Consider the following 17,593-nt stretch of genomic DNA (forward strand, 5'->3'; position numbering starts at 1 on the left):
CAACCGTACGGCGTTTCAGTAGCTGTTGAGGAATTTCCTTATCCCCCTCACCGCCTGCATGATCCGTTTCTCGTTCTCGACGAGCGCGAAACGGAGGTGTCCCTCGCCGTAGTTTCCGAAGCCTATGCCCGGAGAGACGGCCACTTTCGCCTTCTCTATGAGGAGCTTCGAGAACTCGAGAGATCCCATGCTCTTGAATTCGTCCGGTATCTCGGCCCATACGAACATGGTCCCCTTCGGCTTGGGTATCTCCCACCCCGCCTTTGCGAGCCCGTCCACGAGCTTGTCCCTTCTCGACTTGTAGAGTTTTCTTATATCCTCGACGCAGTCCTGGGGGCCGCTCAGCGCCGCGATCGCCGCCACCTGTATGGGAGTGAATATTCCGTAGTCCATATAGCTCTTTATACGCTTGAGTGCGGACACTATCCTCGCGTTCCCCACCATGAACCCCACCCTCCATCCGGGCATGTTATAGCTCTTCGAAAGCGAGTAGAATTCGACGCCTATCTCCTGGGCGCCCGGCACCTGCAGGAAGCTCGGTGCCTTGTAGCCGTCGAAACACAGCTCCGCGTATGCCAGATCATGCACGACGATCAGCCCCGCCTCCCGCGCGAGCTCGTAGATGTCCTTGAAAAAACCGAGATCGACCACAGCCGTGGTCGGGTTATTGGGGAAGGAGATCATCAGCACTTTCGGTTTAGGCCAGGTCTCCTTGACCGCCTTCTCAATGCCGTCGAGTATGTTTGAGTCCCTCGTAAACGGCACGCTGTGCACGTCCCCTCTCGAAATAATGACGGAATAGATGTGTATAGGGTAGGACGGGTTAGGCACAATGACGGTGTCCCCGGGGGAAAGTATGGAGAGCATCAGGTGGCATATCCCTTCCTTCGAGCCTATGGTGGTCACTACTTCCGTGTCGGGGTCGAGCTCGACGTCGTAGTTCTTTTTATACCACGCGGCGACGGCTCTCCGCAGTTTCGGTATTCCTGCCGAAGCCGAGTACCTGTGGGCCCTCGGATCCTTCGCTGCCTCTATAAGTTTTTTCACTATATGATCGGGAGTCGCCTGGTCGGGGTTCCCCATCCCGAGGTCGATTATATCGTCCCCGCGTGCTCTCGCTTTCGATTTAAGCTCGTTTACAATGCTGAATACGTAGGGCGGAAGCCTTCTTATTAAAGAGAATTCTTCTGGTATATGCTGCATTCAAGGTCCTTTTTCATTTTCAGTTAATTTTATTCGAATCCTTGACAATCTCAAGAAAATTAAGCGAAAATAGTAAAAAACCGGAATTATGGGTCATGAATAAAAATATAGGCCTATACTCTATATTGCTGCTGGTTTTGTTTGCCGTGCCTTTAGTTTGCGCCCAGGAAGTCCGTCAGTACGGAAACGCTTCCTGGTACGCCAGTTCTTTCCACGGCAGGAAGACCGCAAGCGGCGAATGTTATGACAAGGACGAATTTACCGGCGCCCACAGGGAGCTCCCCTTCGGGACGCTGGTGAGAGTCAGGAACTTAAATAACGGGAAAGAGGTAATAGTGAGGGTGAATGACAGAGGGCCGTTTATAAAGAGTCGTATAATCGACCTCTCGCGGGCTGCGGCTATTACGCTCGGGATCCTTAACATCGGCACGGCGAGGGTCAGCCTCGAAGTGATCTCGCTGCCGGTGAGCGCCGACCCGGGCTCCGCGTCGTAGGCGGGGTTCTTCCCTGAGCCCGACCCCTGTCGTCAATTGTCGAGAGCATGAATAATAGATTACTTCTATTATTGTTGATCCTCCCCATCGTTTTTTCATGCGCAAAAAAAAGTGTAGAGTCGACCCGCACGCCGCGGGAAGAAGCTCCATCGGGCGGTTATTTCGGTGAGGGCTCGACGCAGACGGGCGTCGCCTCGTGGTACGGGATAGAAGAGCACAATAACCACGCGGCTAATGGCGAGCGTTTCAGCAAGTACGCGTACACGGCAGCCCATAAGAGCCTACCTATGGGTACGGTCGTCAGGGTTACGAACATGGAGAACGGCAGGGACGTTATAGTGAAGATAAACGACAGGGGCCCCTTCGTAGGGGGCCGCATAATAGACCTCTCCTATACGGCGGCGCAGTCGATAGGAATGGTCGAGGAAGGCACGGTACAGGTCAAGGTCGAGGTTATATCGACACCATCCACGAGAGGGGGGAGCTATTTTCAGCCCCTCTACACGGTGCAGGTGGCGTCGTTCGCGGACAAGGGCAATGCGCTTTCCCTCAAGCGCTCGCTCGACGGCGACTATGACGACGTAAGGATAGAGTCGATCGAGGTGAGCGGCGATAGTTACTGGAGGGTGAGGGTCGGGCGGTTCGAAGATAAGCAGGACGCCGACGAGACCGCTTCCAGGCTAAGGACCGACGGGCATTACGGTAGAGTAATAATGGAATAATTTTATACTATCCTACTCAGATCGATTCGGGGTTTTATTAAGGACTGGCTCAACATGAGTAGTTGTGTATTATAATGAGCGCTATTCGGATGTTGGGTATGGAGAAGCTTCGCCTATGAACGAATTCGTAAAATCACACGGCCTCGGTAACGACTATTTCGTCCTCGACGCCTCACGGATCTCTTTCGGGCTCACCCCAGCGGTTATAAGGCTCCTCTGCGACAGGAACTACGGGATAGGGTCTGACGGCATACTTCTCCTCGTCCCGTCGGCCCGGGCCGACTTCGGGTTGAGGATACTCAACCCGGACGGCAGCGAAGCGGAGAAGAGCGGGAACGGGCTCAGGATATTCGCCAAGTATCTTTACGAGCACGGCCACACCGAAAGGAAGGAATTCAGGATCGACACGCCCGGCGGAGTGGTCACGGCCGAGCTCGAGGTAAGCGGCGGGAGGGTCCCGTTCGTCACCGTGGAGATGGGCACCGCGACTTTCGACAGCGGACTTATCCCCGTAAAGGGGGACGAGAGAGAGGTAGTGAACGAGGAGATGAGGATAGAGGGCGAGGTGCTCAGGTTCACTGCAGTCTCCGTCGGGAACCCTCACTGCGTCGTATTCGCGGAGAACCTCGATGAAGGATACACGAAGCTCGTGGGGCCGTTGATCGAGACCGCGGAGCTGTTCCCCAGCCGCACGAACGTCCAGTTCGCGAAGGTCGTCTCGAGGGACAGGGTCGAGATAATGATATGGGAGCGGGGGGCGGGCTGGACTCTCGCCTCAGGGAGCAGCTCGTGCGCAGTCGCCGCGGCGTGCGTGAAGAACGGCCTTACGGACAGGACAGTGACGGTATCCATGCCGGGCGGCGAGCTCGATATAGAAATAAGGGAAGATTGGTCTATAAAAATGAAGGGAGCGGTCGAAGAGGTCGCTTACGGCACGCTGAGCGACGATTTGATCGAAAGGATAAAATCCCTGGGAGCGGAATGATCGACCGAGCTCCGTTATACGTATATTCCGCACGCCTGAGTAATTGATTCCGGTATACTCGAACTCGTCATGGGAAAGCTGATACTGACCGCCGAAACGGTGGTGCCCGTTTCATCAAAACCTCTCAGAAACGCTTCCGTATTTATATCCGGCGGCAAGATCAGGGATGTCGGTAAATCGGGAGCCCTCAGGAAAAAATACAAGGGCGCTCAGGAGATGGACCTCGGGAAGGGGATATTGCTGCCGGGCTTCGTCAATGCCCATACGCATCTCGAGCTCGGATGGATATTCGGGAGGCTCCGCAGCTTCAGCGGCTTCACCGGCTGGCTCGGGCAGATCATAAAGGAAAAAAGGGCGGGCGTCGCAAGCGGCGGGATCGTCAGGTCCGCGGTGGAGGGGATAAGGGCGAACATCCTGTCGGGAGTTACGACAGTAGGGGAGATATCCTCGTACGGCGGCCTGGACAAGCCGCTCCTCAAAGGCTCGGGGCTGAGGACGGTTCTCTTCAGAGAAGTGCTCGACAGCAATGAAGACAAGACGGATTTCTCCTCTCTCGAAAAAGGGACGCTCTTCGAGGAAAGACTCTTCCTTCATTCCCCTTATTCGTGCAGTCCGGGAGTGCTGAAAAAAGCCCTCAGGTATTACAGGAAGAACGGCGTACCGCTCGGCATCCACCTCGCCGAGAGTGCCGATGAGGTGAGGTTCGTGAGGGGCGAGGAAAACAGCATAGAAAAGAAGATATTCCCGCTTATAAAAAAGACTCCGTTTAAAAGGCCGTCGGCGGAAACGCCTGTCTCGTATCTCGGGAAAGCAGGGCTCCTCCACGGCGTGAAGATTACGCTCGTACACATGGTGCAGGTGAGCGGCGAAGAAGCGCGTCAGCTCCGCGATATGGACGCGACCGTAGTACTTTGCCCGAGGAGCAATTTTTTTCTTCAGGTCGGCGCCCCGCCGGTGAAGGAATACGCGGAGTTTAACAGGATCGGCATAGGGACAGACGGACTCTCCAGCAACTACAACCTCGACTTTTTTGAAGAGATGAGGTTCCTTCACCTGCTCATGTCCGCATCTCAGGGCCGGCGCGCCGCCTTTGTCACGGTATATGCCGCGACGCTCGGGGGGGCAAAAGCCCTTTATATCGAGGACAAGACCGGCAGCATCGAGACCGGTAAGGAGGCTGATCTGATATTCCTCGGCAACAGGGCCGGAACGGGCGACCCTTACCTCTCGGTCATATCGTCGTCCGCGCGGGACGTCGGGATGGTCATGGTCCGCGGCGAGATCATCCATACCGGCGATGACAAGCTTTCGAAAAGATAGAAGGAGCCCGGCATGATCGACAAAATCTTCGTTTACGGGACGCTTCTCCGCGGCGAGGAGAGAGGCTGCTACATGCGGGGCTGCAGGCTCTCCCGTATACTCGAAGTCCCGGGCAGGCTTTACGATACCGGACGGGGTTACCCGGCCGCATTATTCGGCGATGAATCGGACTCATCGGTGTCGGGCGAGCTCTATATCATGGAGGACCCGCATTCCAAGATCGAAGAGCTCGACAGGGTCGAGGGTACCGAGTCTGGTCTCTTTAAGAGATCGAACATACAGCGCTCCGGTATCGAATTCTTCTGCTACGAAGCGGGGCCTCAGCTGAATGGTTCTGCGAACGAGTCAAGCAGGATTCCGGGCGGGAGCTGGAGGACGCATTCCTCGCTCGCGTTCACTGATCCTGTTGATTTCGCCATCCGGTTCGAGACGCACATAAAAAACAGCTACAAGGAGTATCCCGGCGGGGACACGGACGGAATGCATTATATCAGGGGAAGCGTCCCAGTCTTCGTCACGGCTCCCCACGCGACCGCGCACGTGCGCCTGGGAAAGCTGAAGAGGCAGGAATTCTATACCGGCGCGCTCGCCGTGCTCCTTCATTCGGTGACGGGGTGCCATGCCCTCTACACTGACAGGCTCTCTCCGGTCGATCCAAATTACTCGGACGAATCCCCGTTTAAAGGAAAGCTCGCTCAGATAGCGGAAAGGAGCGGAATAGAATTCCTGATCGATCTCCACGGGACGGGTTCGGAGAGGTCCGCGGACGTTTTTCCGGGCGTCGGCGGAAATCACGAGTTCCTGAACGGTAAGCTTGGCACACTTAACGAACTTGCCTCCGCGGCTGAATCAAAGGGCATCATTTTAGGCTCTCCGGACGTCTTCCCCGCGTCGAGACAGTTGACGGTAACGAGGTATTCTGCGGTTAAGCTCGGAGTGCCGTCGATGCAGCTCGAAATAAACCAGCGCCTGAGACAGCCCGAGAGCGCGCCTTCTGATTTCGTGAGGCTCGTCGGTTTTCTCAGGGATTTTATCGGACGCCTTTCCTGATCCTGCCCGCCAGCACCTCGGCGATATGTTTGACCTTCCTTCCGGTGAAGTGCTCTATCTGATGCCTGCACGATACGCCCGAGACCGCGATGACAGTCTCCGGGGCGGCATTTCTAACGGCAGGGAACAGGCGGTCTTCGCCTATTGTCTTCGATATATCGTAATGCTCGCTCTCGTATCCGAAGCTCCCGGCCATCCCGCAGCACCCGGCCCCGCTCTCTTGGGCCCTGCATCCGGACGCGGCGAGCATTCCCAACGGAGCCGCCAGCCCGGCGAGCGACCTCTCGTGACAGTGCCCGTGATAGAGGATATTCTGCGCGTCCCCGCTCCATTCAATATTCAGACCCCTCTCCCTCTGCACGCGGTTAAGGAACTCGCTCAGCATGAACGAATTCTCTGCCAGCGACCGTGCGTCATCATTTCCGGGCAGGAGGTCCATGTACTCGTCCCTGAAAGTGAGTATGCAGCTCGGCTCGGTTCCGACGACGGGGATACCTTCCCTGGTGAACGGCGCGAGGGTGGAGACGTTCTTCCGCGCCCTTTCCCTCGCTTCTTCTATCATCCCCTTGCTCAGCATAGGCCTACCGCAGCATACCCTTTCGCGTACTAGAATGACTTCGAAGCCGGCGGCTTCCAGAAGCTCGACAGACGACTTCCCAACCTCGGGGTGATAATACGTGACCCACGTGTCGTGGAAGAAGACGATTTTCCTCCCCGGCGCTCCGGCGCGTTTTGTCCTGCCGTAGAACCATTCCGTAAAGCTTTTTGAGGATAACCTGGGCAGTGTGCGCGCGCGATGAATACCGAGGCGTGATAGCAGCAGTCCCGTCACCGGATTTCCCAGGAGCGCATTCGAGAGCGCGGGTGCTAGCGAGGCTATGCGGCTCGCCCCGTGGATGTCCGAGAAGAAACGGTCCCTCAAGCTCATGCCGTGCCTCTCGTGGTAATGTGAAAGGAACTCGGTCTTCATCTTGGCAGCGTCCACCTTCGAGGGACATTCTGTCTTGCATGCCTTGCACGATATGCAGAGATCGAAGACGCCGTACATGTCCTCCCCGGCGAGCGAATCCCTCCCGAGCGCGCCCGAGAGCACCGCCCTCAGCGCGTTCGCGCGCGCCCTCGTCGTATCCCTCTCGTCCCGCGTCGCCATGTATGAGGGGCACATAATCCCCTCGCCGAGCTTCCTGCAGACTCCCTGGCCGTTGCACATCCCGACCGCCTCCGGAAAGCCGCGGTCCCGGGACCAGTCGAGCTTAGTCCGGATTTCATAGGGTTCTTTCCTGTCCCCGTACCTCAGGTTCTCAAGAGGGCTTCCCGGGTCGACGACCTTGCCCGGATTGAACATGCCCGCGGGATCGAACGCGGCCTTGAGCTCCCTCATTGCGCCGTATAACGCGGGGCCGAAGAGCCTCTCGTTCAAGTAGCTCCTCTGTATGCCGTCCCCGTGCTCGCCGCTCATCACGCCGCCGTATCTCAGCGCAAGCTCGAATGCGCCGTCCATGAGTTCCTTCATCGTGAGCACGCCGCTTTCGGTTTTCAGGTTCACGAGGGGCCTTATGTGAAGACAGCCCGCGCTCGCGTGCCCGTAAAACCCCGCTGTCGTCCCGAGGCTCTTGATCAATTCAGAAACGTCGCTAACATATTCGGGGAGCCTCTCGACCGGCACCGACACGTCCTCTATGCACGGAATCGGCTTGTGCTCGTCCCTCCTGCTCATCATTATCCCTAACCCCGCGCGCCTGACTCCCCATACATTCGCCTGCTCCTCCCTGCCTAGGGCGAAATTAATGCCGCACCCCGTGCCCTTTTCCCTGAGCGAAGCGGCAAGACCTTCCGCTTTCTTTTTAACTTCGTCTTCGCTCGTCCCGTAAAACTCGACGGCGAGAAGCGCCTCGGGCTCGCCTTCGACGAATGAGAGCATCGAGCTATACCCCGCGTGTGCCCTCGTCAGGCTTATGAGCATCGAGTCTATAAGCTCGATCGCCGAAGGGCCGTGTTCGAGAATCCCGGGGACCGTCTCCATTGCCGCAATTATGCTCGCGAACTGGAGTATGACGAGCCCTGTGAAAGCGGGCCCGGGCACCAGCCTGAGTGTGAATTCGGTCGCCACCCCGAGAGTGCCTTCCGAGCCCGCGAGGAGCCTCGCAGGGTTGAAGGGGGATTCCAGGAGATAATTGAGACTGTATCCAGATGCCCTTCTCCAGTGTCTGGGGAAATCGCGCTTTATAGCATCTCTGTATTTCTCACGGAGGGCGGCGAGATTATTGAAGAGCGCCCCCGCGGGCCCGTTCTCCTTCGCGCGCGCCCTGAGCCCGTCTTCGCTCAGCGTGCCGAGCTCGACGGAACTCCCGCCGCTGATAATTCTCGCGCCTTCGACATTGTCCCCCGCCATGCCGTAGAGTATAGAATGCGCCCCTGTGGCGTTATTCCCGACGGCTCCCCCCGCGGTCGCGATCCTCACTGTGGACGGATCGGGTCCGAACATGAGACCTGAGGGTCTGAGCCTCCTGTTCAGCTGCTCCAAATAAATACCCGTCTGGACGCGGGCGGTTCCGGCTTCGGAGTCTATCTCGATGACGCCGTTCATGTATTTCGAGAAATCTATTACGAGCGCGTGGCCCACGGCCTGCCCTGCGAGGCTCGTGCCTCCGCCCCTCGGAAGTATAGCGACGCCTAGTTTGCCGGCCGTTTCTATTGCTGCCGATACGTCCTCCTCCGTCCGGGGTATCACTACTCCCACGGGCTCGATCTCGTAGTTGCTCGCGTCCGTGCTGTAGAGCGTCCTGCTTAATTTATCAAAACGCACTTCGCCCTTTATTCTTCGTTTAAGCAAGACTTCGAGCTCTTCACGTATGATGTACTCGGCGGCGTCATGCATATGCCGGATTAGTATAACCCGGCGGCTGGTGAAATATACAGTTACCTCAGGCGGGTTATGCGCGGGCCGGGGCTCCCGGCATTACAGACTTTAATAAAATACTGGTATCATAAACTGATTTTTTCAGCGCGCGGCTGTAACACGCGCGCCGTCTGTAACCCGGCACACAAAGGCTGATATGCGGTTTGGAATCGTTCCCGTAAAAGACCTATCGAAGGCGAAGGAAAGACTGTCGTCGCTGCTGCCTCAGGACGCAAGGACGGACCTCGCCTATGCTATGCTCGAGGACGTGCTCACGGCGCTTAAGGGATCGAAGCTCCTCGACAGGATTTTTATCGTCACCATGGACAGGAAGGCGATACGGATCGCAGGGGATATGGGGATAGAGGTCATAGAGGAAACGGAGCAGAAAGGCGAGAGCGACTCCGTCGACCGGGCGTCACGTATATGCAAGGAAATGGGAGCCGGCTCCGTGCTCGTTATTCCGGGGGACGCCCCGCTTATAAAATCAGAGGACATAGATTTCATTGCGGAAAAGGAATCGGACCCTCCCTGCGTAATACTCGTCCCTGCCCGGGACAGGATGGGCACGAACGCCATACTCCGGAACCCGCCCGACGCGATCCCATCACGTTTCGGTCACGACAGCTTCAGGAAGCACACGGAGGAGGCCCGGAAGAGGGGCATACGGATCGAATATTACGAGAACGCAAGGGTAGGGCTCGACGTTGATCACCCGGACGATCTGAAGCTGTTCGCTTCCGAAAAGAGCGACACGAAAACCTACGAGCTTCTCTTGAGTAAAAAAATCCTCGGCAAGGTCAGGGGATGATCGACCGCGGCTTTATACGGTCTCATTAGTAATTCAGGTTGACTACGAGCAGCTTTAATTCGGTCATCTCCTCGATCGCGTAACGCACTCCCTCACGTCCCGTGCCCGAGTCCTTGACCCCCCCGTAAGGCATGTTCTCGACCCTGAAGCTCGGGTAGTCATTCACCACGACCCCTCCGACGTCGAGCGCGCCGTATGCCTTGAACGCTTTCTTCATGTCCTTCGTGAAGACCCCCGCCTGTAGCCCGTAACGCGAGTCGTTCACGGCTTTAAGCGCCTCGTCGAAGTCCCTATACCTCTCCACGTGCACCACAGGCCCGAACACCTCGCTCTTGCTGACGTCGCATCCGGGGGGCACGCCGGTCAGAACCGTGGGCTCGATGAGAGAGCCGTCCCTGTTCCCGCCCGTGAGCAGCTTCGCCCCTTTGCCTATCGCGTCATCTATCCATTCCATTATCCTGTCAGCCGATCCGGTATCGATAACGGGGCCCACGTCCGTGTCTTCGAGCATGGGGTCGCCGAGCCTGAGCTTTTTCGTCTCATCTATGAATTTGCTCATGAATTTATCGAACGTCTTCTCGTGCACGTACATCCTCTGGACGGATATGCAGCTCTGCCCGGCCTGGTAAAACGCTCCCCATGCGTTCCTGCCCGCGGCGAAATCGAGGTCGGGCGGGTCTTCGTCAATGATAGTCGCCGCGTTCCCGCCCAGCTCGAGTGTGACCTTCTTCTTCGGGTATTTCTTCTTGAGCTCCCACCCTATGGCGTCGCTCCCCGTGAACGAGACCTTCTTCACCCTCTCGTCGTCTATTACTGCCTCTATCTCCGCGCCCGGCACGGGCAGTATATTGAGAAGCCCTTCTGGTAGCTCTGCTTCCAGGACGATCTCTCCGAGCATGAGCGCCGAAAGCGGGGTCTGGGATGCGGGCTTCAGTATCATCGCGTTCCCCGAGGCTATGGACGGCGCGACCTTGTGGGCGACGAGGTTGAGTGGAAAGTTGAAAGGGGATATCCCGACGACTGCGCCTAAAGGAAACCTTCTCGCGATCCCGAACATTTTTTCGTTCCCGGGCGCGATGTCTATGGGGACGAGCTCGCCTTCGTTGAACCTGTTCGCCTCCTCTGCGGCTACGGAGAACGTTACTACGGCGCGGCCCACCTCGACCCTCGCGGTCTTGAGAGGTTTCCCTCCTTCAAGTACTAGGATCCTCGCGAATTCCTCCTCTCTTGCGGCGATCCCGTCCGCGATCTTCCTCAGTATGCGGCTCCGCTCATGGCTCGGGCTCTCTCTCCATTTCTCGTACGCGCTCTCCGCGAATCCTATGGACTCAAGAGCCTTAGCACGCTCGGGAACGTTTATCACTCCCGCGACCTCACCGTTGTAGGGGCTTTTTATTTCCTTTTTCTTCCCGCTCTTTACCCATTTCCCGTTAAGGAGGTAACCGAATTCCTTAGACATTACACCTCTCCTGTGTCGAATGTTATCGATTATTATAAGGCTTATTTAAAGCTTACTCTATTTCGGCCGGGAATATTTACGGTGGCTGGTATCAGGAGGAGATGACGTGCCCGGATTCTAGATTTCGAGTATATCGAGCTTCGGCTCTTCCTTGATTATCCCTTTATCGTACGCCTTATTGAAAAGAAATTCGAGCGCGGCCTTTCCTTTCCCGCCGAGGTCCCGGGTGTACTCGTTGACGTACATGAGCACGAACTTCTCGCCAACGTCCTCGCCTATTCCCCTTCCGTATTTCATCGCGTATCCGAGGGCTTCTTTCTTGTGGGCGAGCCCGTACTCTATGCTTTCCCTGTGCACCCTGAGGACCTCTCTCTCGAGCTCCTCTCCCATGTCCCGCCTTACGACGTTGAGACCGAGAGGGAGAGGAAGCGTGGTGTCTACTTGCCACAGCTCGCCCAGATCGAGCACGAGCTCGAGGCCGTAGTCCCTGTATGTAAGCTGTCCCTCGTGGATGATGAGCCCTGTCTCTATATCGCCCTTTGCCACCGCGGGCATGATCTCGTCGAATGGCATTTCGACCGGGACAAATCCGTCCGCATAGATGCTCAGGAGAAGGAACGCGGTCGTGAGCTTACCGGGAACCCCGATCTCCTTGCCGTGGAGGTCGTCAACCGGCACGCTCGATACCACGATAGGGCCGTACCCTTCCCCCATGCTCGCGCCGCAGGACATGATCCTGTAATCGTCCTGTACTTTCAGGTATCCGTGCGCCGAGATCGCGGTCGTTTCGAGCTCTTTATTGAGCGCGCGCTTGTTAAGCGATTGAATGTCCTCTATCACGTGCTCGAAATCGATTTTGTCCGATGTCACTTTCCCCGAGGCAATGCCGTAGAACATGAAAGCGTCGTCGGGGTCGGGGCTGTGTCCGAGTCTCATCTTTATCTTGCTCAATCTCTCTACCTCCGATTTCATCTACTCTGAATGGATTTTTATCCGGGAAATTTTTTCAGCCCCGCCCAGGCGGGAGAGGTATTCGCTGTATCGGCGTATACCCTCAAGCTCCTTTTCTCCGAGGTCGTACTTTATCCTCTCGGTCAGGTATCGATAGCATACTGATTCGTCGAGTCCCGTCCTCGCCGCTTCATTTTTTGCAATTTCTCTCACAATGCCGATCCCGTAGTCCTTGGATTCGTGAAGCGCCCCCAGGTTCCTCCCCAGCTCAACCCCCTCGTTCACGGCGAAGACGGCGTACACGAACGGGAGACCCGTTTCTTCAGTCCATATCTCTCCGAGGTCGTAGACATTGAAACCCTCGGGAGGGTGACAGGTGGTTTCGAGGCCCGTGTCGCCGATTATCATTCCCGCATCGACGTCATTCAGGAAACCCTCCTCCGCGGCTCTGGGCAGGTAGACGGGCGACAGGTTGTGGAACGTCTCCAGTATAATCTTCAGAAGCGCGGTCGAGCTCTGGGACCTCCTGTCGACGGCGACGCTTTTAATATCCGTGATCGCGCCCCTGGATAAGAGCACCACGCTGTCCACCTTCCCGTACGACGAGATCGAGATTCCCGGTACGGCGGAGTATGTGTTCTTCCTGAGGAATTCTGCGACGGGGATGAGACCCAGGTCTATCTCCTTTCTCGAAAGCAGGAGCGACAGCTCGGAAGGGGGCGTGAGCGTTATTTGGAAGTCGTGCTCTACGCTGCCGTTCTCTAAAGCGAACGTGAGCGGTTTCGCATTCATGAAACATACAGAGCCCAGTTTAATCACATTGCACCTTTACAGTTTCATTCTTATTCCATATAAGGGAATGATCTTGAGGGGTAAAGCTGTTTTATTAGGACAATAAGATTACCCGAACCTATCAGGATTAAAATGTGCTCAAATCCCCCTGCCATCTCCGGGGGAGGAATATCCTTTCATACATGCTGATCGCGTAGGAATCCGTCATGCCCGCAATAAAATCGCAGACCGTGCGCTCTATGGTTTCCCCTTCCCTCACGCCCTTCGTGTAATACCTCCTCAGCTCGCCCTCGTTTTCGCAGAAATACCGGTAAAGCTCCCGTATTACCTTATGGGCCTTGAGGAAGTTGTTCTTTATCTTTTCGTTCATATAGACGGTATTAAAAAGATAGCCCCGGAGCTCGACCATCGCCTGCTCTACCTCCGCGCTCGCCGCCACCTTCTCGCCTTTGTATTTGAGGGTTTCCGTGATTATGTCGGTGACCATCCTGTTTATCCTTTCGGAATTCGTCCTGCCGAGCGTATCGACGCACTGCCGGGGCACGTCGTCGATGGTTATGATCCCTGCCCTTATCGCGTCGTCGAGGTCGTGGTTCGCGTAAGCGACGAGGTCTGACAGCCTCACGACCTGTCCTTCGAGCGTCTCCGGGCGGTATTTCGGATTATCGACCGCACCCATGCCCTTCGAATGCTTGGCTATGCCGTCCCTCACCTCGTACGTCAGGTTGAGGCCCTTCCCGCCCTTCTCGAGAACGTCCACTACCCTCAGGCTGTGAATAACGTGCTTGAACCCGCCCGGATAAATCTCGTTTAGCGCCGCCTCCCCCGCGTGTCCGAAGGGCGTATGGCCGAGGTCGTGCCCGAGCGCTATAGCCTCCGTGAGGTCTTCGTTCAGCCTCAGTGCCTTCGATATCGTCCTCGCTATCTGGGACACCTCTATCACGTGCGTGAGCCTTGTCCTGTAGTGGTCGTCAGTCGGGGAAAGAAACACCTGCGTCTTGTGCTTCATCCTCCGGAACGCTTTTGAGTGGATTATCCTGTCCCTGTCCCTCTGGTAGTCGGTCCTTATGGAGCACGGCTCCTCGGCCACCATCCTCCCCTTCGACTGAGCGCTGAGGGCGGCGTAAGGAGAAAGGATTTGCCTCTCTATCTCTTCCGACTGTTCTCTTATGTTCATTCGGTTACCCAGCCTCAGAGCCTCACAGATATGCCCTTCGAGCCCATATGCTCCTTCGCCTCTCTTATGGAATGCTCGCCGTAGTGGAATATGGATGCGACGAGCACGGCGTCCGCCTCCCCGTCCCTGACGCCGTCCGACAGGTGGTCGAGGCTTCCCGCGCCTCCCGAAGCGATAACCGGTATCGAGACTGCCCTCGATACGGCCCTCGTGAGCTCTATGTCGTAGCCCGATTTAGTCCCGTCCTTGTCCATGCTCGTGAGGAGTATCTCACCCGCGCCGTTTTCCTCCATCTTCTTCGCCCACTCGATAGCGTCTATTCCCGTAGGGTTCCTCCCGCCGTGCGTATAGACCTCCCATTTTCCTTCCGAGACGCGCCTCGCGTCTATCGCAACGACGATGCACTGGCTCCCGAACCTCTCTGAAGCCCTCTTCACGAAATCTGGGTCTTTTACTGCGGCTGTGTTTATAGATACCTTGTCGGCCCCGGCGAGCAGGAGCTGCCTCACGTCCTCTATAGTCCTCACACCCCCTCCCACAGTAAGCGGTACGAAAACCTCCGCCGCTGTCCTCTCGACGACGTCTACCATCGTTTTCCTCTCCTCGTGCGAAGCCGTTATGTCAAGGAAGCAGATTTCGTCCGCCCCCTCGTCGCTGTATTTCTTCGCGATCTCGACCGGGTCGCCCGCGTCCCTGAGGTTTACGAAATTAACGCCTTTCACGACCCTCCCGTCCTTGACGTCGAGGCACGGAATTATTCTCTTCGACAGCATTAGGAGTACCTTTCTATGGCGTCCGTAAGATTAATAGTGCCTGTGTAGATCGACTTCCCCAGTATCACGCCGTAGAGCCCGATACTTTCGAGCGGCTTCAGCTTTTCGAGGTCATCTGTCGTGGCGATGCCGCCCGAAGCGATGACCGGGAGAGGAGAAGATTCTATGAATTTCTTAGCCGCTTCGATATTGATTCCCTCCATCGTCCCGTCCCTGTCGATGTTCGTGTTGAGTATCATCGAGACCCCTGCATCCTCGAGCCTGCGGAGCACATCTCCGGTATCCGCCTCTATGACCTCTTTCCAGCCCTTTACGGCAATCTTGCCGTTTTTGGTGTCTATTCCCACGGCGATACACCCTGGGAACTCTCCGCACGCCTGTCTAAGGAATAGGTCGTCCGAAAAAGCGGCTGTCCCCAGTATCACTCTTTTTACACCGAGGCCGAAATATTTCCTGACTGTCTCTATGTTCCTTATGCCTCCCCCCGCCTGAACCGGGCACGAGACCTGAGAGGCGATCTCCCTGACGACGTCCATGTTCTGCGGCTCTCCGGTAAACGCCCCGTCGAGGTCGACTACGTGTATCCATTCCGCCCCGCTTTCTTCCCACCTCCGTGCTATCTCCCCGGGGTTTTCCGAAAACACCGTTTCAGTCCCTTCCTCTCCCTTAAAGAGCCTAACGCATCTCCCGTCCTTGAGGTCTATCGCCGGTATGATGTGCATTCAATTCTCCAGGAGGTACTGGCTGAACTCAAGAGCTGTCTCGCGGGCCCCCTCTTTCGCAAGCTCGTCGGAGGTGATCCACTTCGCGCCCCTTTTGAAGAACTTCCCGATCTCGTAGACGTTTTCGAGGAGCGGCTTCTGAGTCTCCTTGAAGTACGATTCCCATAATACTCGTCCGTCCCGCGTATCGAGCACCTCGACGCTGAACGTGACGGCGGCGGGAGATTCCACCCCTATGGCGGACCCCTCCCTCTCCGTGTATTCGGAAATCGCTCCCGTCATCACGGCGTCGACGCCCAGGCTCTTGCCCGCAGCGACGGCCTGCTCCCTGTAAGACAATTTAGGATTGTCAGCCTTTGTGCTCAGGAATTCCGACTCGGATTTTTGTAGCGGGATTATTTCTATTCTCATTAGCTCGGCCGTGAGGGCTTCATACAAGTTGATAGTAAGATACCGCTCCTTCTCCTCAACGGTCTCTTCGGGCATCGATTCCGATAGAGAGGCTTTCGACGTGAACGGTATCAGGGCGAGGGATTTGATCCTGTCCCGCAGGCGCGCGTGGGGCGCTTCTGTCTCCTCGTTCTGCGCGAATGCGGAGGATAACAGGCCGGAATCAAAGAAGATTGCAGATAATATTATAAGCGCGGAGAGAAGGAGGAAATTTCTTGTCGGTTTCATCTGTTAATAAATATACAGGAATATAGGATTAGTGGAAGCGGTGCGGGCGGCCTGTTCCTGCAATTTGAATTATCCGCTGCTTTAAACATAATTAACCCCATGAGCTACTGGCTCGTTAAATCGGAGCCTTCTACCTATTCGTGGGACGACCTCGTCAAGGACGGCGGGACGCGATGGGACGGGGTCAGGAACTATCAGGCGAGGAATAACCTCGGAGCCATGAAGAAGGGCGACCTCGTGCTCTACTATCACAGCGGTGCTGCGCCCGGGATTGTCGGAATCGCCAGGGTCGTCAGGGAGTCCTATCGGGACCCGACCGCGGACGACGAGAGATGGGTCGCCGTCGACATAGAACCGGTCAAGCCTTTAAAGAGACCCGTATCGCTCGACGGTATCAAAAAGGAAAAGCGGCTCGGGAACATTTCGCTCATCAGACAGGGCCGTCTATCCGTCATGCCCGTTACGAAGGATGAATACGACGTCATTCTCGGCATGGGGTCGGTAAAGAAATAGCCGTTTTGACAATCCGCCACCTCCCCATTAATGTATCTCCCGATGACTCTCTCCGATTACGAATCCGGTCTCATAGACAAGATGCTGAGCGGGGACCGCGCCTCTCTCGCCCGTCTCATATCGATCGCCGAGAGCAGGCATAAATCCCTACCCGAGATACTTATGCGCCTGGCTCCCGCCATGCGCGAACCCTACATAATAGGCATAACCGGCCCGCCCGGGGCGGGCAAAAGCACGATCACGAACAGGCTCATCCGCTCCTACAGGGATATGGATAAAAAGGTCGGGGTGCTCGCGGTCGACCCGTCGAGCCCCTTCACCGGTGGGGCCATTCTCGGGGACAGGATACGGATGCACGACCACGCGATGGACGACGGCGTGTTCATAAGGAGCATAAGCACGAGGGGGACGCACGGCGGGTTGTCCAGGGCCACGGTCGAGATAACGAAGCTCTACGGGGCGTACGGCATGGATTACGTCATCATAGAGACAGTCGGCGTGGGGCAGACCGAGCTCGACATCGTGGGCGTTGCGGATACCGTACTCGTGGTGCTCGTCCCTGAAGCGGGTGACTCGGTCCAGACGATGAAGGCCGGCCTCATGGAGATAGCCGACGTCTTCATCGTAAACAAGGCGGACAGGGAAGGGGCTGCGCTTATCGCGGCCGAGATCAAGCAGGTCGTGTCCCTCAGGAGGGCAGGCGGCTGGACCCCGTCCGTGCTACTCACGAGCGCGCTCAGCGGCGAAGGGATAGAAGGTATAATCGAGGCGGTCGAAAAACACAGGGATTATCTCTCCGGGAGCGGTAAGCTGATAACGAAGAAAGAGAAAAGGATCGAGGAGGAGTTTTCCGAGATAGTAAGGGGGCTCGTCGACGAGGAGATCGCCCGCAAGCTCGGAGACCCTGAGATAAAGAAGATTTACGACCGCGTAAAAAGCGGGGAAATAGACCCCTACGAAGGCGCCGTGCTCGTCGTCTCGAAAATCATCTGTAGTGCAACCCTATAATTTACATCAGCCTGTCAAAGCTCCGGGCTCGATAAA

At 56.5% G+C, this 17,593-nt stretch carries 17 protein-coding genes; 8 read left to right on the forward strand and 9 right to left on the reverse strand.

Annotated features, from left to right (window positions below; all coding sequences use genetic code 11):
* Positions 1 to 15 precede the first annotated feature (15 nt).
* On the reverse strand, positions 16 to 1,203 hold the full coding sequence (locus AB1598_09575; protein ID MEW6145254.1) for an aminotransferase class I/II-fold pyridoxal phosphate-dependent enzyme: 1,188 nt from the start codon (positions 1,201 to 1,203) through the stop codon (positions 16 to 18).
* A 95-nt stretch (positions 1,204 to 1,298) separates the two neighbouring features.
* Here AB1598_09575 and AB1598_09580 point away from each other — a divergent pair, with 95 nt between their 5' ends.
* From AB1598_09580 to AB1598_09600, 5 genes are all read left to right on the forward strand, one after another.
* A complete protein-coding gene (locus tag AB1598_09580; protein ID MEW6145255.1) occupies positions 1,299 to 1,697 on the forward strand; it encodes a septal ring lytic transglycosylase RlpA family protein in 399 nt (132 codons plus the stop codon).
* Between the two features lie 47 nt (positions 1,698 to 1,744).
* Positions 1,745 to 2,419, forward strand: a complete 675-nt coding sequence (locus tag AB1598_09585; protein ID MEW6145256.1) for a septal ring lytic transglycosylase RlpA family protein — start codon at positions 1,745 to 1,747, stop codon at positions 2,417 to 2,419.
* Between the two features lie 115 nt (positions 2,420 to 2,534).
* Complete coding sequence (gene dapF, locus AB1598_09590) at positions 2,535 to 3,404, forward strand: diaminopimelate epimerase (protein MEW6145257.1); 870 nt, start codon at positions 2,535 to 2,537, stop codon at positions 3,402 to 3,404.
* 69 nt (positions 3,405 to 3,473) lie between these two features.
* A complete protein-coding gene (locus tag AB1598_09595) occupies positions 3,474 to 4,724 on the forward strand; it encodes an amidohydrolase family protein (GenBank protein ID MEW6145258.1) in 1,251 nt (416 codons plus the stop codon).
* A gap of 12 nt (positions 4,725 to 4,736) precedes the next feature.
* Positions 4,737 to 5,774 (forward strand): gamma-glutamylcyclotransferase family protein, encoded by a 1,038-nt coding sequence (locus tag AB1598_09600; GenBank protein ID MEW6145259.1) that lies wholly within the window; start codon positions 4,737 to 4,739, stop codon positions 5,772 to 5,774.
* On the opposite strand, the gene AB1598_09605 is transcribed toward AB1598_09600, so the two are convergent.
* A complete protein-coding gene (locus tag AB1598_09605) occupies positions 5,755 to 8,652 on the reverse strand; it encodes an FAD-linked oxidase C-terminal domain-containing protein (GenBank protein ID MEW6145260.1) in 2,898 nt (965 codons plus the stop codon). The two genes, AB1598_09600 and AB1598_09605, sit on opposite strands and share 20 nt — an antisense overlap.
* Positions 8,653 to 8,830: 178 nt before the next feature.
* Between AB1598_09605 and cofC the strand changes: the two genes are divergently transcribed.
* On the forward strand, positions 8,831 to 9,484 hold the full coding sequence (cofC, locus tag AB1598_09610) for a 2-phospho-L-lactate guanylyltransferase (protein ID MEW6145261.1): 654 nt from the start codon (positions 8,831 to 8,833) through the stop codon (positions 9,482 to 9,484).
* A gap of 25 nt (positions 9,485 to 9,509) precedes the next feature.
* Here the strand turns inward: cofC and AB1598_09615 are convergent, their stop codons facing one another.
* The 7 genes from AB1598_09615 to AB1598_09645 all read right to left on the reverse strand — a co-directional run bounded on the left by AB1598_09615 (position 9,510) and on the right by AB1598_09645 (position 16,036).
* Complete coding sequence (locus AB1598_09615) at positions 9,510 to 10,943, reverse strand: aldehyde dehydrogenase family protein (protein ID MEW6145262.1); 1,434 nt, start codon at positions 10,941 to 10,943, stop codon at positions 9,510 to 9,512.
* A gap of 117 nt (positions 10,944 to 11,060) precedes the next feature.
* Positions 11,061 to 11,894 carry an MqnA/MqnD/SBP family protein gene (locus AB1598_09620; GenBank protein MEW6145263.1) on the reverse strand — a complete coding sequence of 278 codons (834 nt, stop codon included), beginning with the start codon at positions 11,892 to 11,894 and terminating at the stop codon, positions 11,061 to 11,063.
* Between the two features lie 21 nt (positions 11,895 to 11,915).
* Positions 11,916 to 12,713 (reverse strand): menaquinone biosynthesis protein, encoded by a 798-nt coding sequence (locus tag AB1598_09625; protein MEW6145264.1) that lies wholly within the window; start codon positions 12,711 to 12,713, stop codon positions 11,916 to 11,918.
* Between the two features lie 100 nt (positions 12,714 to 12,813).
* Positions 12,814 to 13,863: a deoxyguanosinetriphosphate triphosphohydrolase gene (locus AB1598_09630; GenBank protein MEW6145265.1), complete on the reverse strand. Its 1,050-nt coding sequence runs from the start codon at positions 13,861 to 13,863 to the stop codon at positions 12,814 to 12,816.
* A 14-nt stretch (positions 13,864 to 13,877) separates the two neighbouring features.
* Positions 13,878 to 14,636: an imidazole glycerol phosphate synthase subunit HisF gene (gene hisF, locus AB1598_09635; protein ID MEW6145266.1), complete on the reverse strand. Its 759-nt coding sequence runs from the start codon at positions 14,634 to 14,636 to the stop codon at positions 13,878 to 13,880.
* Positions 14,636 to 15,358 (reverse strand): 1-(5-phosphoribosyl)-5-[(5-phosphoribosylamino)methylideneamino]imidazole-4-carboxamide isomerase, encoded by a 723-nt coding sequence (gene hisA / locus AB1598_09640; protein MEW6145267.1) that lies wholly within the window; start codon positions 15,356 to 15,358, stop codon positions 14,636 to 14,638. The genes hisF and hisA overlap by 1 nt, the downstream gene beginning before the upstream one ends.
* Entirely contained in the window at positions 15,359 to 16,036 is a 678-nt protein-coding gene (locus AB1598_09645) for a hypothetical protein (GenBank protein ID MEW6145268.1), read from the reverse strand.
* Between the two features lie 99 nt (positions 16,037 to 16,135).
* On the opposite strand from AB1598_09645, the gene AB1598_09650 reads away from it, so the two are divergent.
* Both AB1598_09650 and meaB read left to right on the forward strand, forming a co-directional pair.
* The gene (locus AB1598_09650) at positions 16,136 to 16,549 is read left to right on the forward strand and encodes an EVE domain-containing protein (protein MEW6145269.1); all 414 of its coding nucleotides are present in this window, start codon (positions 16,136 to 16,138) and stop codon (positions 16,547 to 16,549) included.
* A gap of 42 nt (positions 16,550 to 16,591) precedes the next feature.
* Positions 16,592 to 17,557, forward strand: coding sequence for a methylmalonyl Co-A mutase-associated GTPase MeaB (gene meaB / locus AB1598_09655; protein ID MEW6145270.1), 966 nt, complete (start codon positions 16,592 to 16,594; stop codon positions 17,555 to 17,557).
* Positions 17,558 to 17,593 lie beyond the last annotated feature (36 nt).

It is taken from the genome of Thermodesulfobacteriota bacterium (genome assembly GCA_040754335.1).
In the GTDB taxonomy this organism is placed as follows: Bacteria; Desulfobacterota_D; UBA1144; order Nemesobacterales; family UBA2774; genus 2-12-FULL-53-21.

Bases quoted from the DNA above. Each gene is read 5' to 3' on its own strand.
- AB1598_09575 (MEW6145254.1), bottom strand. From the start codon at position 1,203: ATGCAGCATATACCAGAAGAATTCTCTTTAATAAGAAGGCTTCCGCCC.
- AB1598_09580 (MEW6145255.1), top strand. From the start codon at position 1,299: ATGAATAAAAATATAGGCCTATACTCTATATTGCTGCTGGTTTTGTTT.
- AB1598_09585 (MEW6145256.1), top strand. From the start codon at position 1,745: ATGAATAATAGATTACTTCTATTATTGTTGATCCTCCCCATCGTTTTT.
- dapF (MEW6145257.1), top strand. From the start codon at position 2,535: ATGAACGAATTCGTAAAATCACACGGCCTCGGTAACGACTATTTCGTC.
- AB1598_09595 (MEW6145258.1), top strand. From the start codon at position 3,474: ATGGGAAAGCTGATACTGACCGCCGAAACGGTGGTGCCCGTTTCATCA.
- AB1598_09600 (MEW6145259.1), top strand. From the start codon at position 4,737: ATGATCGACAAAATCTTCGTTTACGGGACGCTTCTCCGCGGCGAGGAG.
- AB1598_09605 (MEW6145260.1), bottom strand. From the start codon at position 8,652: ATGCATGACGCCGCCGAGTACATCATACGTGAAGAGCTCGAAGTCTTG.
- cofC (MEW6145261.1), top strand. From the start codon at position 8,831: ATGCGGTTTGGAATCGTTCCCGTAAAAGACCTATCGAAGGCGAAGGAA.
- AB1598_09615 (MEW6145262.1), bottom strand. From the start codon at position 10,943: ATGTCTAAGGAATTCGGTTACCTCCTTAACGGGAAATGGGTAAAGAGC.
- AB1598_09630 (MEW6145265.1), bottom strand. From the start codon at position 13,863: ATGAACATAAGAGAACAGTCGGAAGAGATAGAGAGGCAAATCCTTTCT.
- hisF (MEW6145266.1), bottom strand. From the start codon at position 14,636: ATGCTGTCGAAGAGAATAATTCCGTGCCTCGACGTCAAGGACGGGAGG.
- hisA (MEW6145267.1), bottom strand. From the start codon at position 15,358: ATGCACATCATACCGGCGATAGACCTCAAGGACGGGAGATGCGTTAGG.
- AB1598_09645 (MEW6145268.1), bottom strand. From the start codon at position 16,036: ATGAAACCGACAAGAAATTTCCTCCTTCTCTCCGCGCTTATAATATTA.
- AB1598_09650 (MEW6145269.1), top strand. From the start codon at position 16,136: ATGAGCTACTGGCTCGTTAAATCGGAGCCTTCTACCTATTCGTGGGAC.
- meaB (MEW6145270.1), top strand. From the start codon at position 16,592: ATGACTCTCTCCGATTACGAATCCGGTCTCATAGACAAGATGCTGAGC.